At 70.7% G+C, this 14,444-nt stretch carries 14 protein-coding genes; 5 read left to right on the top strand and 9 right to left on the bottom strand.

What is annotated here, in order from left to right; all coding sequences use genetic code 11:
- The first annotated feature begins 35 nt into the window (after positions 1–35).
- From VMR06_RS05540 to VMR06_RS05525, 4 genes are all read left to right on the top strand, one after another.
- Positions 36–965 (top strand): metalloregulator ArsR/SmtB family transcription factor, encoded by a 930-nt coding sequence (locus VMR06_RS05540; protein WP_325373866.1) that lies wholly within the window; start codon positions 36–38, stop codon positions 963–965.
- A complete protein-coding gene (locus VMR06_RS05535) occupies positions 962–2,047 on the top strand; it encodes a homocysteine S-methyltransferase family protein (protein WP_325373864.1) in 1,086 nt (361 codons plus the stop codon). The genes VMR06_RS05540 and VMR06_RS05535 overlap by 4 nt, the downstream gene beginning before the upstream one ends.
- The gene (metH, locus tag VMR06_RS05530; protein WP_325373862.1) at positions 2,044–4,758 is read left to right on the top strand and encodes a methionine synthase; all 2,715 of its coding nucleotides are present in this window, start codon (positions 2,044–2,046) and stop codon (positions 4,756–4,758) included. The genes VMR06_RS05535 and metH overlap by 4 nt, the downstream gene beginning before the upstream one ends.
- A gap of 115 nt (positions 4,759–4,873) precedes the next feature.
- A complete protein-coding gene (locus VMR06_RS05525) occupies positions 4,874–5,311 on the top strand; it encodes a hypothetical protein (RefSeq protein WP_325373860.1) in 438 nt (145 codons plus the stop codon).
- A gap of 11 nt (positions 5,312–5,322) precedes the next feature.
- On the opposite strand, the gene VMR06_RS05520 is transcribed toward VMR06_RS05525, so the two are convergent.
- The 9 genes from VMR06_RS05520 to gcvPB all read right to left on the bottom strand — a co-directional run bounded on the left by VMR06_RS05520 (position 5,323) and on the right by gcvPB (position 13,574).
- Positions 5,323–5,811 carry a TPM domain-containing protein gene (locus VMR06_RS05520; RefSeq protein WP_325373858.1) on the bottom strand — a complete coding sequence of 163 codons (489 nt, stop codon included), beginning with the start codon at positions 5,809–5,811 and terminating at the stop codon, positions 5,323–5,325.
- Positions 5,812–5,822: 11 nt separating this feature from the next.
- Positions 5,823–6,719 (bottom strand): YgcG family protein, encoded by an 897-nt coding sequence (locus VMR06_RS05515; protein ID WP_325373856.1) that lies wholly within the window; start codon positions 6,717–6,719, stop codon positions 5,823–5,825.
- Between the two features lie 11 nt (positions 6,720–6,730).
- Complete coding sequence (locus VMR06_RS05510; RefSeq protein WP_325373854.1) at positions 6,731–7,339, bottom strand: LemA family protein; 609 nt, start codon at positions 7,337–7,339, stop codon at positions 6,731–6,733.
- 120 nt (positions 7,340–7,459) lie between these two features.
- The gene (locus tag VMR06_RS05505) at positions 7,460–7,768 is read right to left on the bottom strand and encodes a lipid-A-disaccharide synthase N-terminal domain-containing protein (RefSeq protein ID WP_325373852.1); all 309 of its coding nucleotides are present in this window, start codon (positions 7,766–7,768) and stop codon (positions 7,460–7,462) included.
- 225 nt (positions 7,769–7,993) lie between these two features.
- Complete coding sequence (gene cysN, locus VMR06_RS05500; protein ID WP_325373850.1) at positions 7,994–9,904, bottom strand: sulfate adenylyltransferase subunit CysN; 1,911 nt, start codon at positions 9,902–9,904, stop codon at positions 7,994–7,996.
- Positions 9,904–10,806, bottom strand: coding sequence for a sulfate adenylyltransferase subunit CysD (gene cysD / locus VMR06_RS05495; RefSeq protein WP_325373848.1), 903 nt, complete (start codon positions 10,804–10,806; stop codon positions 9,904–9,906). The genes cysN and cysD overlap by 1 nt, the downstream gene beginning before the upstream one ends.
- 54 nt (positions 10,807–10,860) lie before the next feature.
- Entirely contained in the window at positions 10,861–11,604 is a 744-nt protein-coding gene (locus VMR06_RS05490) for a TerC family protein (RefSeq protein ID WP_325373846.1), read from the bottom strand.
- 109 nt (positions 11,605–11,713) lie between these two features.
- Complete coding sequence (locus VMR06_RS05485; RefSeq protein WP_325373844.1) at positions 11,714–12,085, bottom strand: diacylglycerol kinase; 372 nt, start codon at positions 12,083–12,085, stop codon at positions 11,714–11,716.
- Between the two features lie 25 nt (positions 12,086–12,110).
- Positions 12,111–13,574: an aminomethyl-transferring glycine dehydrogenase subunit GcvPB gene (gene gcvPB / locus VMR06_RS05480; protein WP_325373842.1), complete on the bottom strand. Its 1,464-nt coding sequence runs from the start codon at positions 13,572–13,574 to the stop codon at positions 12,111–12,113.
- Positions 13,575–13,724: 150 nt separating this feature from the next.
- On the opposite strand from gcvPB, the gene VMR06_RS05475 reads away from it, so the two are divergent.
- Entirely contained in the window at positions 13,725–14,360 is a 636-nt protein-coding gene (locus VMR06_RS05475; RefSeq protein WP_325373840.1) for a phosphatase PAP2 family protein, read from the top strand.
- Positions 14,361–14,444 lie beyond the last annotated feature (84 nt).

Here is a 14,444-nt window from a genome sequence, read left to right as displayed (position 1 = left end):
AGCCATCTTTCAATCAAGATAAAGGGATATAAACCTTGGATCTGGCCGCGACCTCGGCCCTGCTGCGGCTGCTGTCGGACGCGACCCGGGTCCGCCTGCTGGCGCTGCTCGAGCGCGAAGAACTGACCGTCGCCGAACTGTCGGCCGTGCTGCGCCTGGCGCAGCCGCGCGTGTCCACGCATCTGGCCAAGCTCAAGGAAGCCGACCTGGTGCGCGACCGCCGCGCCGGCGTGTCCTCGTACTACCGCTACAACGGCGAACTCGACGCGCGCGCCGGCGCCCTGCTGCACGCGCTGCGCGACAACGTCGACGACGCACTGCTGCGCGAAGACGAACGCCGCCTGCCCGGCGTGCTCGCGCAGCGCGCGCGCGCCGAAGGCTGGGCCGACACGGTCGCCGGCGACATGGAGCGCCACTACTCGCCGGGCCGCACCTGGGAGACGCTGGCGCGCTCGCTGACGCGTCTGGTCGATCCCGGCGACGTGCTCGACATCGCCTCCGGCGACGGCGTGCTGGCCGAACTGCTGGCGCCGCGTGCCGCCTCGATCGTCTGCGTCGACGCCAGCGCCCGTGTGGTCGCGGCGGCGCGGCAGCGCCTGGCACCGTTCGCGAACGTCGAAGTCGTCGAGGGCGACATGCACGCGCTCGATCTCGGCGAGCGGCGCTTCGACCTGGTGCTGCTGATGCATGCGCTGACCTACAGCGAGCATCCGGCCGCGGTCGTCGCCGAGGCCGCACGCCTACTGCGGCCCGGCGGCCGCCTGCTCGCCGCGACGCTGGCACGGCACGCGCACCGCACCGCGGTCGAGCCGTTCGACCATCGCAATCTCGGCTTCCGCCCCGACGAGCTCCGCGAGCTCGCGGTCGCGGCCGGCCTCGGCGTCTTGTCGTGCGAGCGCATCACGCGCGAGAGCAAGGCGCCGCATTTCGAAGTGATCGCGCTGCTCGCGCACAAGGCCCCATGACCCGCACCCCGACCTGGCTCCATCCCGCCCGCGTCGCCGCGCTCGAAGCGGCGCTGGCCCAACGCATCCTGATCATCGACGGCGCGATGGGCACGATGATCCAGACCTGGAAGCTCGACGAGGGCGACTACCGCGGCGCGCGCTTCGCCGGCGGCTACGACGCCAGCCACGCGCATGGCCCGCAGTGCGGGCACGACCTCAAGGGCAACAACGACCTGCTCGTGCTGACGCGTCCGGACGTAATCGCGGCCGTGCACGAGGCGTATCTGGACGCCGGTGCCGACCTGCTCGAGACCAACACCTTCAACGCGACCTCGATCAGCCAGGCCGACTATCACCTCGAGCATCTGGTCTACGAGCTCAACCGCGAAGGCGCGCGCCTCGCGCGGGCCTGCTGCGAGAAGTTCGAGGCGCAGACCCCGGACAAGCCGCGCTTCGTGATCGGCGTGCTCGGCCCGACCAGCCGCACCGCCTCGATCAGTCCGGACGTCAACGATCCGGGCTTCCGCAACACCAGCTTCGACGAGCTGCGCGGCACCTACCGCGAAGCCGTCGAGGGCCTGATCGACGGCGGCGCCGACACGCTGATGGTCGAGACGATCTTCGACACGCTCAATGCCAAGGCCGCCCTGTTCGCGATCGAGGAAGTGTTCGACGCGCGCGGCGGACGGCTGCCGATCATGATCTCCGGCACGATCACCGACCGCTCCGGCCGCACGCTGTCGGGTCAGACCGCCGAGGCGTTCTACGCGTCGATGGCGCATAGCCGGCCGCTGTCGATCGGGCTCAACTGCGCGCTCGGCGCGGCCGACCTGCGCGAGCACGTCGAGACGCTGGCGCGCGTCGCCGTGGGCCACGTCAGCGCGCATCCGAACGCCGGCCTGCCGAACGCGTTCGGCGAATACGACGAGACACCCGAGGAGATGGCCGCGACGCTGCGCGAGTTCGCCGAGTCGGGCCTGCTGAACCTGGTCGGCGGCTGCTGCGGCACCACGCCGGCGCATATCCGCGCGATCGCGCAAGCCGTGCACGGCGTCGCGCCGCGCCGCCTGCCCGGCGACCCGATCCGCGACGCCGCATGAGCACCATGCCCCGCTACACGCGCCTGTCCGGCCTCGAGCCGCTGCTCATCACGCCGGACCTGCTGTTCGTCAACGTCGGCGAGCGCACCAACGTCACCGGCAGCGCGCAGTTCCGCAAGCTGATCAAGGAAGAGCGCTACGAGGAGGCCGTCGAGGTCGCGCGCCAGCAGGTCGCCAACGGCGCGCAGATCCTCGACGTCAACATGGACGAGGGCCTGATCGATTCGGAAAAGGCGATGACGCGCTTCCTGAACCTGATCGCGTCCGAACCGGACATTGCACGCATTCCGGTTATGGTCGACTCGTCCAAATGGAGCGTGATCGAGGCCGGCCTCAAATGCCTGCAGGGCAAGGGCGTGGTCAACTCGATCTCGCTCAAGGAAGGCGAGGCGGCGTTCCTCGACCAGGCGCGCAAGGTGCTGCGCTACGGCGCCGCCGCGGTGGTCATGGCATTCGACGAGACCGGCCAGGCCGACACCTGCGCGCGCAAGGTCGAGATCTGCACGCGCGCCTATCGCCTGCTGGTCGAGGAAGTCGGCTTTCCGCCCGAGGACATCATCTTCGACCCGAACATCTTCGCGGTCGCGACCGGCATCGAGGAGCACGACAACTACGCGGTCGACTTCATCGAGGCCACGCGCATCATCAAGGCGACGCTGCCGCACTGCCACGTCTCCGGCGGCGTCTCCAACGTCTCGTTCTCGTTCCGCGGCAACGAGAGCGTGCGCGCGGCGATCCATTCGGTCTTCCTGTACCACGCGATCCGCGCCGGCATGGACATGGGCATCGTCAACGCCGGCGCGCTGCCGATCGTCGACGACCTCGACCCGGAGCTGCGCGAGCGCGTCGAGGACGTGATCCTCAACCGCCGACGCGACGCGACCGAGCGCCTGCTCGAGATCGCCGACCGCTACAAGGCGAAGAAGGGCGAGGCCCAGGTCGAGAACCTCGCCTGGCGCGACAAGCCGGTGCGCGAGCGCCTCGCCCACGCGCTGGTCAACGGCATCGACGCCTACGTCGACGAGGACACCGAGGAAGCGCGGCTGCAGACCACGCGCCCGCTCGACGTCATCGAGGGCCCGCTGATGGACGGCATGAACGTCGTCGGCGACCTGTTCGGCGCCGGCAAGATGTTCCTGCCGCAGGTCGTCAAGTCCGCGCGCGTCATGAAGAAGGCGGTCGCCTGGCTGCTGCCGTACATCGAGGCCGAGAAGGCGCGCACCGGCGACCAGGCCAAGTCCAACGGCAAGATCGTGATCGCGACCGTCAAGGGCGACGTGCACGACATCGGCAAGAACATCGTCGGCGTGGTGCTCCGCTGCAACAACTTCGACGTGGTCGACCTCGGCGTGATGGTGCCGACGCAGAAGATCCTCGACGCCGCGCGCGAGGAGAACGCCGACATGATCGGCCTGTCCGGCCTGATCACGCCCTCGCTCGAGGAAATGAGCCACGTCGCGCGCGAGATGCAGCGGCAGAACTTCCGCATGCCGCTGCTGATCGGCGGCGCGACGACCTCGCGCGCGCACACCGCGCTGAAGATCGAGCCGCACTACGGCGCGCCGACGGTCTGGGTCAAGGACGCCTCGCGCGCGGTCGGCGTCGCGCAGTCGCTGATCTCCCGGGACATGGTCGACGCGTTCATGGCGAAGATCCGCGCCGAGTACGCCGAGATCCGCGAACGCCACAAGGATCGCAGCGGCGCCAAGAAGCTGGTGACGCTGGCCAAGGCGCGCGCCCAGCGCTTCGACGGCGGCTGGGACGCCTACGTGCCGCCGGCACCGAGCGTGCCCGGCCTCACCGTGTTCGACGACTATCCGCTGGACGAACTGATTCCGTTCATCGACTGGTCGCCGTTCTTCAACGCCTGGGAACTGGCCGGCCGCTATCCGGCGATCCTGACCGACCCGGTCGTCGGCGTGCAGGCCAGCGAGCTCTACCGCGACGCGCGCGCGATGCTGACGCGCATCGTCGAGGAGAAATGGCTCCAGGCGCGCGGCGTGATCGGCTTCTGGCCGGCTGCCGCGGTCGGCGACGACGTCGAGCTGCGCGCGGCACCGGCCGCAGCGGACGGCACGCCCGGGCCGCGCCTCGCCACGCTGCACTTCCTGCGCCAGCAGGCCGACAAGCCGGTCGAGCGGCCGGACTTCTGCCTGGCCGACTTCGTTGCGCCGGCCGGCTCCGGCGTGCAGGACTGGGTCGGCGGCTTCGCGGTCACCGCCGGCATCGGCATCGACGCGCACGTCGCACGCTTCGAGCGCGAACACGACGACTACTCGGCGATCCTGCTCAAGGCCCTGGCCGACCGCCTCGCCGAGGCCTTCGCCGAGTGCCTGCATCAGCGCGTACGCCGCGACTACTGGGGCTACGCGGTCGACGAGGCGCTCGACAACGAGGCGCTGATCGCCGAACGCTACCGCGGCATCCGGCCGGCGCCGGGCTATCCGGCCTGTCCCGACCACACCGAGAAGGACACGCTGTTCCGCCTGCTCGACGCACCGGACAACGCCGGCATCACGATCACCGACAGCTACGCGATGCTGCCGACCGCCGCGGTCTCCGGCTGGTACTTCGCGCATCCGGACAGCCAGTACTTCGTGGTCGGCCGCGTCACGCGCGAACAGGTCGAGGACTACGCCAGGCGCAAGGGCTGGACGCTGGCCGAGGCCGAGCGCTGGCTGGCGCCGAACCTCGACTACGATCCGGAGTAGCGCCGACGCCGACCGCGATGCGACACGGCGCGCCGAGGGCGGCGTCCGGCAGCAGGCCAGGAACTCCGGTCCTCCTGCCGCCTCCAAGACGCACCTTCCCGTCCGGACGCCCCCCATGCGCCACACTCTGCTCGGCTCGGTCGTCGCACTCGCACTCGCCGCCGGCGTGCATGCCGAGCCCTCGGCACCGCTCGATCTGCGCTTCGCGCTGAGCGTCGACGGCCGTCTCGTCGGCTCGCCGCGCCTGCGCGTGCAGCCCGGTACGCCCGGCGAGATCCGCGTCGAGGCGGACGACGGCGGCGGCTACCGGTTCGAGGTCCGTGCCGATCCGCCGGCCAGGCCGACCGACCCGCCGAGCATCGTGCTGAAAGCGGCGTTGCACACGCGTGTCGACGGCGCTTGGCAGACGCTCGGCGAGCCGGTGCTGCAGATCGGGCTCGACGGGCAACCCGCCTCGATCGAGATCGGCAGAGCCGGCGGCGACGCCGCGCACTATCACATCGAGGTCACCGCCAGGCCGGCCGAGGATCGATCGCCGGCCGCGCGCCGCTGAGCGCACCGCGGCTACAGCACGACCGGCCGGTCCGGCAGCTCGTCGGGGTTGTCGTCGGGTTCGGCCGGAAACTGCGCGGCGAGCAGCACGTTGGCGCGCTCGACCGCGGCGATCGCGCCGGCCTCGAACGCGCCGGCCGCGAAATGCTCGCGGATGCATGCGCACAGCGCCTGCCACTCGGCATCGCCGATGCGCGCGGCGATGCCGCGGTCGGCGACGATCTCGATCGCGTGCTCGGCCAGCAGCACGTAGATCAGCACGCCGGTGTTCTCGCGCGTGTCCCAGACGCGCAGATGAGCGAACACCTCGGCCGCACGCTCGCGGACGCTCAGCCGCGACAGCACGAGCCGCCACGGCAGCGCGCCCTCGACCGCGAAGCAGACCTCGCCGCGATGGCCGCGCTCGCCGGCGGCGATCGCGCGCTGGATCGCATCGAGCGTGGCCGGCGGAAAGTGCCGTGCCACCGGGTCGCCCGCGAACAGATGCCGCAGCCATCGCATCGCGCGCACCCTCACCAGCTGCCCGAAGCGCCGCCGCCGGCGGAGATGCCACCGCCGCCGCTGAAACCGCCGCCGCCACCACCGCCACCCCAGCCGCCACCGCCCCAACCGCCGAGGCCACCGCCGCTCCAGCCGCCGCGGCCGCCGCCGTTGGCGAAGCCGCCGCCGCTGCCGCCGGCGAAGCCGATCAGCAGGCCGAACAGACCCATGCCGAGCCCGACCGGCAGCAGCGCGCTGATCAGCCAGGCGACGCCGCCGCCGGCCGCGGCGACGAGTCCGGCGCGCGGCAGCGGCGCCACACGGCCGAACAGGCTGCGTGCCCAGACCGCGGCGATGAAGCCGAACATCAGCGCGCTCATGAAGTCGCCCTCGCCGCGCTCGCGGCCGCCGCTCCACGGCTCCGGCAGCGGTTCGCCGTCGATCAGCCGGGTCAAAGCGCCGACCGCTTCATCGATGCCGCCGGCGTAGTCGCCCTCGCGAAAGCGCGGCGTCACGTACTCGCGGATGATCCGCATCGCCGCCGCGTCCGGAATCGCGCCTTCGAGGCCGCGCGCGACCTCGATGCGCACGCGCCGGTCGTTCTTGGCGACCAGCAGCAGCACGCCGTCGTCGACGCCGCGGCGGCCGAGCTTCCACTGGTCCTGGACGCGGATCGCATAGGCCGCGATGTCCTCCGGCGCCGTCGTCGGCACGATCAGCACGGCCAGCTGCGCGCCCTTGCGCTGCTCGAGCGCGGCGAGCTCGGACTCGAGCGCCGCGCGCTGCGCTGCGTCGAGCGTGCCGGTCAGGTCGGTCACGCGCGCGGTCAGCGCCGGCACCGGCTGCGGATCGCCGTCCGCCGCGACCGCAGCGCCGGCGAGCACACAGACGGCCAGCCAGGCCAGCGCGCATCGGAACAGCGGCGTCATCGCGGGCGCCGTCAGCCGCCGGCGGGTGCGGGCTTGCTGAAATCGACCGCCGGGGCGGTCGAGATCGCCTTCTCGTTCTCGACCGAGAAATTGGCCTTGGTCGGATAGCCGAAGAGCTTCGCGGTCAGGTTCTGCGGAAAGCTGCGCACGTAGGTGTTGTAGTCCTGCACGGCGGCCACGTAGCGGTTGCGCGCGACCGCGATGCGGTTCTCGGTGCCTTCCAGCTGCGCCTGCAGGTTCTGGAACAGGCCGTCGGCCTTGAGGTCCGGATAGTTCTCCGACACCGCCATCAGCCGCGTCAGCGCGCTCGACAGCTCGCCCTGGGCGGACTGGAACTTCGCGATCGCAGCCGGATCGCTCAGCATCTCCGGCGTGATCTTCAGCGTGCCGACCTGCGCGCGCGCCTCGGTCACGCGCGTGAACACCGACTCTTCGTGACTGGCGTAGCCTTTGACGGTGTTGACCAGATTGGGCACCAGATCGGCGCGCCGCTGGTACTGGTTCAGCACTTCCGACCAGGCCGCGGTGACGGCCTCGTCCTTCTGCTGGATCGCGTTGTAGCCACAGCCCGACAGCAGCATCGCCGCCAGACCGATCAGCACCAGCCGGAATCTACGCATCGCCGCTCTCCCGAATAGGCCTGCAGCGCACTGTGCGCCGCGGCCCGGAGCTGTGCAAGAGGCGGCCCCTCGTCAGCGATCGGCCGGCACGGCCTCCGCGTCCGCGCCGGCCGCGAAGCCTCAAGCCGTGCTGCCGCCGCGCCGGTGGCGCAGGTCCACGACCAGGTTGTAGATCGCCACCACCGACGGGAACAGGTTCGACAGGATGCCGACCGAGTCGTTCTTGCCGAACGTGAAGTAGCTGACCAGCAGCAGGCTGCCGAACACCGACAGCCACCAGAACGCACGCGGCATGTGCACGCGCTTGAGCTTGCGCGTGGCATACATCTGCACGAACCAGCGGCTCGTGAACAGGAACACGCCCAGATAGCCGATCAGCTTCCATGGCGTGACGCCGATGCTGTGCACGTAGAAAAGGACTTCGTTCATCGGATCGCTCGTAACGCATCGGGCAGCGCGGGGGTGGCGATTCTATCGGGATCGCAGCGCGGAGGCCGTCGAGGCGCGCGTCCCGGCCGCGGGTCGACCGGTTCGCCGCGGCCGCAATCGCGGCCGGCGCGCTCGAATCGCGAACCCGGGCGGCAGCGGCGGCGCGTTCCGGGTCGCTGCGACAGCTCGGCCGACCGGCCATCGCATCGGCCGGCGTACGCGACGTCAGCCGCGCGCCGGACCGTGCGGGACGATGCCCTGCTCGGCGAGCCGCGCCAGGATCCGCTCGACCGCGGCGTCGACGCCGGTCTCGTCGCTGCGCACGTGGACCTCGGGCGCCTCGGGCGCTTCGTACGGCGAGTCGATGCCGGTGAAGTTCTTGAGCTCGCCGCGGCGCGCCTTGGCGTACAGGCCCTTCGGGTCGCGCCGCTCGACGACCGCCAGCGGCGTGTCGACGAAGACCTCGACGAACTCGCCCGCGGCGACGCGGCGGCGCGCCAGCTCGCGCTCGGAGCGGAACGGCGAGATGAACGCGCAGATCACGACGAGGCCGGCATCGACCATCAGGCCGGCCACCTCGGCGATGCGGCGGATGTTCTCGACGCGGTCGGCGGCGGTGAACCCCAGATCCTTGTTGAGGCCGTGACGGATGTTGTCGCCGTCGAGCAGATAGGTGTGCACGCCGAGCGCGTGCAGGCGCTGCTCGAGCCGGTTGGCGATCGTCGACTTGCCCGATCCGGACAGGCCGGTCAGCCAGACCACGGCCGCGCCGTGCCCGTTGCGCGCCGCGCGCGCCGCCTGGTCCACGCTCAGTGCCTGCCAGTGCACGTTCTGCGAGCGGCGCAGCGCGAAATGCAGCAGCCCGGCGCCGACCGTGCGATGGCTGATGCGGTCGATCACGATGAAGCTGCCCATGTCGCGGTTGTCGGCATACGGGTCGAACGGCACCGCGCGGTCCAGCGTCAGCGTACACACGCCGATCGCGTTCAGCGCCAGCGTGCGCGCGGCCAGATGCTCGAGGCTGTCGACGTCGATCTGGTACTTCGGCGCCGCCAGCGTGCCGCCGGTGGTCGTCGCGCCGATCTTCACGAGATAGCCGCGGCCCGGCAGCATCGGCTCTTCGTCCATCCAGACCACGGTGGCCTCGAACTGGTCGGCCACTGCCGGCGGCGCCGTGGCGGCCGCGATCACGTCGCCGCGACTGACGTCGACCGGATCGGCCAGCGTCAGCGTCACCGACTGGCCGCAGACCGCTTCGTGCAGATCGCCGTCGTAGGTCACGATGCGCGCGACCGTCGAGGTGTGGCCCGACGGCAGCACGCGCACCGCGTCGCCGGGCCGGACCCGGCCGCCGAGCACGCGGCCGGCATAGCCGCGAAAATCCGGATCGGGCCGCTGCACGCCCTGCACCAGGAAGCGCAGCGGCGCGGTCAGGGCCGGCGGATCGACGGCGACGCTCTCCAGATGCGCGATCAGGCTCGGCCCGCGATACCACGGCGTGTTCGGACTGGGCGCGGCGATCAGATTGTCGCCGCGCAGCGCCGACAGCGGCACGCTGACGACCGAGGCGATGCCGATGCGCTCGGCGAACGCGCGGTAGTCGGCGTCGATCGCCTCGAATACGGCCTGGGAGTAGCCGACCAGGTCGAGCTTGTTGACCGCCAGCACGACATGGCGGATGCCGAGCAGCGCGACCAGATGGCTGTGCCGGCGCGTCTGCGTCAGCACGCCCTGGCGCGCGTCGACCAGGATCACCGCCAGGTCCGCGGTCGAGGCCCCGGTGACCATGTTGCGCGTGTACTGCACGTGGCCGGGCGTATCGGCGACGATGAAGCGGCGTCGCGCGGTCGCGAAGTAACGGTAGGCGACGTCGATCGTGATGCCCTGCTCGCGCTCGGCCGACAGGCCGTCGACGAGCAGCGCGAAATCGAGTGCGCCACCCTGCGTGCCGACCCGGCGCGAATCGGCCGCGAGCACGGCCAGCTGGTCCTCGAGCAGGGCCTGCGTGTCGTAGAGCAGGCGGCCGATCAGCGTGCTCTTGCCGTCGTCGACGCTGCCGCAGGCGATGAAGCGCAGCAGCGTCTGCCCGTCGGCGGTTGCGGCAGCAGGCGGCGCGGGCGCGTCGGACGGCGTCATCAGAAGTAGCCCTCGGCCTTCTTCTTCTCCATCGAGCCGCTGCTGTCGTGATCGATCAGGCGGCCCTCGCGTTCGCTGCTGCGCAGCGTCAGCATCTCGGCGATCACCGCCTCGACGCTGTCGGCCTGCGATTCGATCGCGGCGGTCAGCGGCCAGCAGCCGAGCGTGCGGAAGCGCACGCTGCGCAGCACCGGCACCTCGCCGTCGGCCAGCGGCATGCGCTCGTCGTCGACGACGATCAGGCGCCCGTCGCGCACGACCACCGGCCGCATCGCCGCGAAGTACAGCGACACCACGGCGATGCGCTCGCGCGCGATGTACTGCCAGACGTCGAGCTCGGTCCAGTTCGACAGCGGGAACACGCGCAGGCTCTCGCCGGGATGCTTGCGCGCGTTGTAGAGCCGCCACAGCTCCGGCCGCTGCGCCTTCGGATCCCAGCGGTGCTGCGCATTGCGGAACGAGAACACGCGTTCCTTTGCGCGCGACTTCTCCTCGTCGCGCCGCGCGCCGCCGAACGCGAGGTCGTACCGGTGCAGGTCGAGCGCCTGCTTGAGGCCTTGAGTCTTCCACACGTCGGTGTGCAGCGCCGAGCCATGCGTGAACGGGCCGATGCCGCGCGCGACCGCCTCGGGATTGCGATGCACGACCAGCTCCATGCCGGCCTCGCGCGCCGCGCGGTCACGCAGCTCGTACATCGCGCGGAACTTCCAGCTGGTGTCCACGTGCAGCAGCGGGAACGGAGGCCGGCCCGGAAAGAACGCCTTGCGCGCCAGATGCAGCATGACCGCGCTGTCCTTGCCGATCGAGTACAGCATGACCGGCCGCTCGGCCTCGGCGACGGCCTCGCGCAGGATGTCGATGCTCTCCGCCTCGAGCCGCTGCAGATGGTCCAGGCCGGTCATCGCGGCGCACCCGCAGGCGCGGCCGGGCGCGCTTGCGACGATCGGCGCGCGCGCTCAGCCATCGCGCTGCGCGCCACTGGTGCGGCGGCGTGCCCACAGATTCAGCGACTCGACCGCGATCGAGAAGCCCATCGCGAAGTAGACGTAGCCGCGCGGGATGTGCAGCTCGAAACCGTCGGCGATCAGCACCATGCCGACCAGGATCAGGAACGCCAGCGCGAGCATGCGGATCGTCGGATGGTGGTCGATGAACTCGCCGACGGTGTTGGCGGCGAAGATCATCACCGCCACGGCCAGGATGATCGCCGCGACCATGATCGGGATGTGGTCGACCATGCCGACCGCGGTGATCACCGAGTCCAGCGAGAAGACGATGTCGATCACCGCGATCTGCGCGATCACGAAGCCGAACGAGGAAAACACGCGCCCCTCCTCGTCGCCGCCGCCGCGCGCGCCTTCGAGCTCGTGATGGATCTCCATGACCGCCTTGACCAGCAGGAACAGGCCGCCGCCGACCAGGATGATGTCGCGCAGCGAGATCACCTGCCCCGCCGCCGTGAACAGGCCCATGCGCTCGTCGTCGAAGCCGGCCAGCGTCGCCAGCACCAGCAGCAGCGCGATGCGCGTGATGCAGGCCAGCGCCAGGCCGACGCGCCGCGCCAGCGGGCGCTGCGGCGGCGCCAGGCGGCTGACCGCGATCGAGACGAAGACCAGGTTGTCGACGCCGAGCACGATCTCCAGCGCCGCCAGCGTGAACAGCGCGATCCAGGCCTGCGGGTCGGAAAGGAGTTCGATCATCGTGCGCTCCGGTCAGCCGATGGCGCCGGCGGCGCGCCGGCGTCCGCGACGATCGCCGCCGGGCACCCAAGCGCCGATGAACGGTGCGACGCGGAGACGGGCCGCGCGCTCACGCGAAACGCTGCCACAGGATCAGTCCCCAGCACAGCGCGACGTTGGCCAGCAGCAGGAACACCGCGGCCGATCCCATGTCCTTGGCGCGCCCGGCCAGTTCGTGGAACTCCGGGCTGACCTTGTCGACGACCGCCTCGACGGCCGAGTTGATCAGTTCCATCGCCAGCACCAGCAGCAGGCTGCCGGCCAGCAGCGCCTTCTCGACCGCGCCCCGGCCGAGCCAGAGCCCGGCCGGCAGCAGCACCAGGCAGATCAGCACCTCGAGCCGGAACGAGGCTTCGTACGACCAGGCCGCGCGCAGCCCCTTCCACGACCATCGCAGCGCGCGGACGATCTGCCGCGGGCCGCGCGGTTCGGTACTGGGCATGGCCGTGCGATCGCCGACCGCGCGCTCAGGCCGCAGCGGGCGGCTGCCAGGCGATGTCGAGCTCGCGCGCGGCCTTGACGTCGTCGAGGCGGCGCACCGGCATCGTCAGCGGCGCGTCCTTCATCGCCTGCGGATCCGAGGCCGACAGCGCGAGCAGCTCGGTCATGACCTCGACGAACTCGTCGAGCGTCTCCTTGCTCTCGGTCTCGGTCGGCTCGATCAGCAGGCACTCGGGCACCAGCAGCGGGAAGTAGTTGGTCGGCGCGTGGATGTTGCGGTCGAGCAGGCTCTTGGAGAAATCCAGCGCGGTGATGCCGTTGGCCTTCTTCTGGCGCGCCACGGTCACGATGAACTCGTGGCTGGCGCGGCGCTCCGGGTAGGCCAGGTCGAAGCCGGCGTCGGCGAGGCGGCGCGCCAGGTAATTGGCGTTGAGCGTGGCGTATTCGGCGACGCGGCGCATGCCCTCGCGGCCGAGCATGCGCGCATAGACGTAGGCGCGCAGCAGCACGCCGGCGTTGCCGGCGAACGTGGTCAGGCGGCCGATCGACAGCGGGCGGTCCTTGCGGCGGACCCAGCCGTAACGGCCGTCGTCCTTCTTCTCGATCATCGGCACCGGCAGGAACGGCTTGAGCCGCTCGGACACGCCGACCGCGCCCGCGCCCGGACCACCGCCGCCGTGCGGCGTCGAGAAGGTCTTGTGCAGGTTCATGTGGATCGCGTCGAAGCCCATGTCGCCCGGCCGCACCTTGCCGAGGATCGCGTTCAAGTTGGCGCCGTCGTAATAGAGCAGGCCGCCGGCGTCGTGGACCAGCCTGGCAATCTCCTGGATGCGCCGCTCGAACACGCCGATCGTCGAGGGATTGGTCAGCATGATGCCGGCGGTCCTCGGGCCGAGCACCTTCTTGAGCGCCTCGATGTCGATGTCGCCGTCGTCCTTGGTCGGGATCTCGCGCACCGTGCAGCCGCACATCGTCGCGGTCGCCGGATTGGTGCCGTGCGCGGCGTCGGGCACGATGATCTCGGTGCGCTCGGTGTCGCCGCGGTGGCGGTGGTAGGCCACGATCATCGCCACGCCGGCCAGCTCGCCCTGCGCGCCGGCCATCGGCGCCAGCGACACGCCGCCCTTCATGCCGGTGACGTCGGCGAGGATCTCCTGCAGGTCGTACATGCACGACAGGAAGCCCTGGCTCAGCGATTCAGGCGCGTACGGATGGCGCGCCAGGAAGCCGTCGAGCATCGCCAGCGTGTGGCAGGCGCGCGGGTTGTACTTCATCGTGCACGAGCCGAGCGGGTAGAACTGCGTGTCGATCGAGAAGTTCTTGCGCGACAGGTTGGTGTAGTGGCGCACCGTCTGCAGCTCGGACACCTCCGGCAGCGCCGGGCGTTCGCGGCGGCGCAGCGCCTCGGGCAGGTCGGACGGGATCGCGGTGTCGGCGGGAAGCTGCGCGGCCGCGGTACGGCCGGGCTGGGAAAGCTCGAAGATCAGCATGGACGGGCACGCCAGAGGAGGAAAAATCAGCGCGCAATGATGCCACAAAGCACCGCGGCGACGGGGCCATGCCCGGCTGGCGCTGACGGTCGTACCGCCGTCCCGGGCGCGCCGCTACGATAGCCGCCTTGGCCCGGGGAGCCCGTCCGAATGAACCGCCGTCTCGTGCTGTGGACCGCCGCGATCGCCGCGGCGCTGATGCTGATCGGCCTGGCCGGCCTCGACGTGCCGCTGGCGCAGGCGATCCGTGCGGCCGGGCTCGAGGATGCCGCGCTGTTCCGGGTCGGCCTCGACGTGCTCGATACCGTGCTCGGCGTCCACCTCTGGTTCTGGCTGGCCGGCACCGTCTGCATCGCCACCGGCAGCATCGGCCTGCTCTGGCCGCGCCCGCCGCTGCCGCGCCGGCTGCCGGCGGCCCTGTTCGCGGCCGGCCTGGTCCAGGTCGCGACGATCGCGACGATGATCCAGGGCAAGAACGCGTTCGGCCGCCTGCGCCCGATCCAGTTGTTCGAGTCCGGCGACTGGTCGCGGATCTGGTTCGCCGGCGGCGGCTCGTTCCCGTCCGGCCACGGCGCGTTCTACTTTGGCCTGTTCCTGCCGCTGGCCGCGATCGCGCGGCCAGCCTGGCTGCGCGCAACCCTGCTGGCGGTGCCGACCTACGTCGTGATCGCGCGGATCGATCTGGCGCGACATTTCCTGTCCGACGTCATGGCCTCGGCGCTGATCGCGGCGCTGTACGCGCTGGTCGCCTCGTTCGTGCTGAGGCGGTGGTTGCCGCCACGCTGAGCGGAACCACGAAGGCATCACGTCGAATCGGCAACATGATCCATCGAAGTCCTTGCACGAAGAGTCCATGACGGCGCTCGATCG

Source organism: Dokdonella sp. (assembly GCF_035511235.1).
GTDB lineage: Bacteria > Pseudomonadota > Gammaproteobacteria > Xanthomonadales > Rhodanobacteraceae > Dokdonella.
The sequence above is the reverse complement of the archived record's forward strand: the minus strand, read 5'-3'. Positions and strand labels throughout refer to the sequence as shown.

Bases quoted from the DNA above. Each gene is read 5' to 3' on its own strand.
- VMR06_RS05510 (WP_325373854.1), bottom strand. From the start codon at position 7,339: ATGCGTAGATTCCGGCTGGTGCTGATCGGTCTGGCGGCGATGCTGCTG.
- gcvPB (WP_325373842.1), bottom strand. From the start codon at position 13,574: ATGCTGATCTTCGAGCTTTCCCAGCCCGGCCGTACCGCGGCCGCGCAG.
- VMR06_RS05535 (WP_325373864.1), top strand. From the start codon at position 962: ATGACCCGCACCCCGACCTGGCTCCATCCCGCCCGCGTCGCCGCGCTC.
- VMR06_RS05520 (WP_325373858.1), bottom strand. From the start codon at position 5,811: ATGCGATGGCTGCGGCATCTGTTCGCGGGCGACCCGGTGGCACGGCAC.
- VMR06_RS05505 (WP_325373852.1), bottom strand. From the start codon at position 7,768: ATGAACGAAGTCCTTTTCTACGTGCACAGCATCGGCGTCACGCCATGG.
- VMR06_RS05515 (WP_325373856.1), bottom strand. From the start codon at position 6,719: ATGACGCCGCTGTTCCGATGCGCGCTGGCCTGGCTGGCCGTCTGTGTG.
- VMR06_RS05525 (WP_325373860.1), top strand. From the start codon at position 4,874: ATGCGCCACACTCTGCTCGGCTCGGTCGTCGCACTCGCACTCGCCGCC.
- VMR06_RS05485 (WP_325373844.1), bottom strand. From the start codon at position 12,085: ATGCCCAGTACCGAACCGCGCGGCCCGCGGCAGATCGTCCGCGCGCTG.
- VMR06_RS05475 (WP_325373840.1), top strand. From the start codon at position 13,725: ATGAACCGCCGTCTCGTGCTGTGGACCGCCGCGATCGCCGCGGCGCTG.
- cysN (WP_325373850.1), bottom strand. From the start codon at position 9,904: ATGACGCCGTCCGACGCGCCCGCGCCGCCTGCTGCCGCAACCGCCGAC.
- metH (WP_325373862.1), top strand. From the start codon at position 2,044: ATGAGCACCATGCCCCGCTACACGCGCCTGTCCGGCCTCGAGCCGCTG.
- VMR06_RS05490 (WP_325373846.1), bottom strand. From the start codon at position 11,604: ATGATCGAACTCCTTTCCGACCCGCAGGCCTGGATCGCGCTGTTCACG.
- cysD (WP_325373848.1), bottom strand. From the start codon at position 10,806: ATGACCGGCCTGGACCATCTGCAGCGGCTCGAGGCGGAGAGCATCGAC.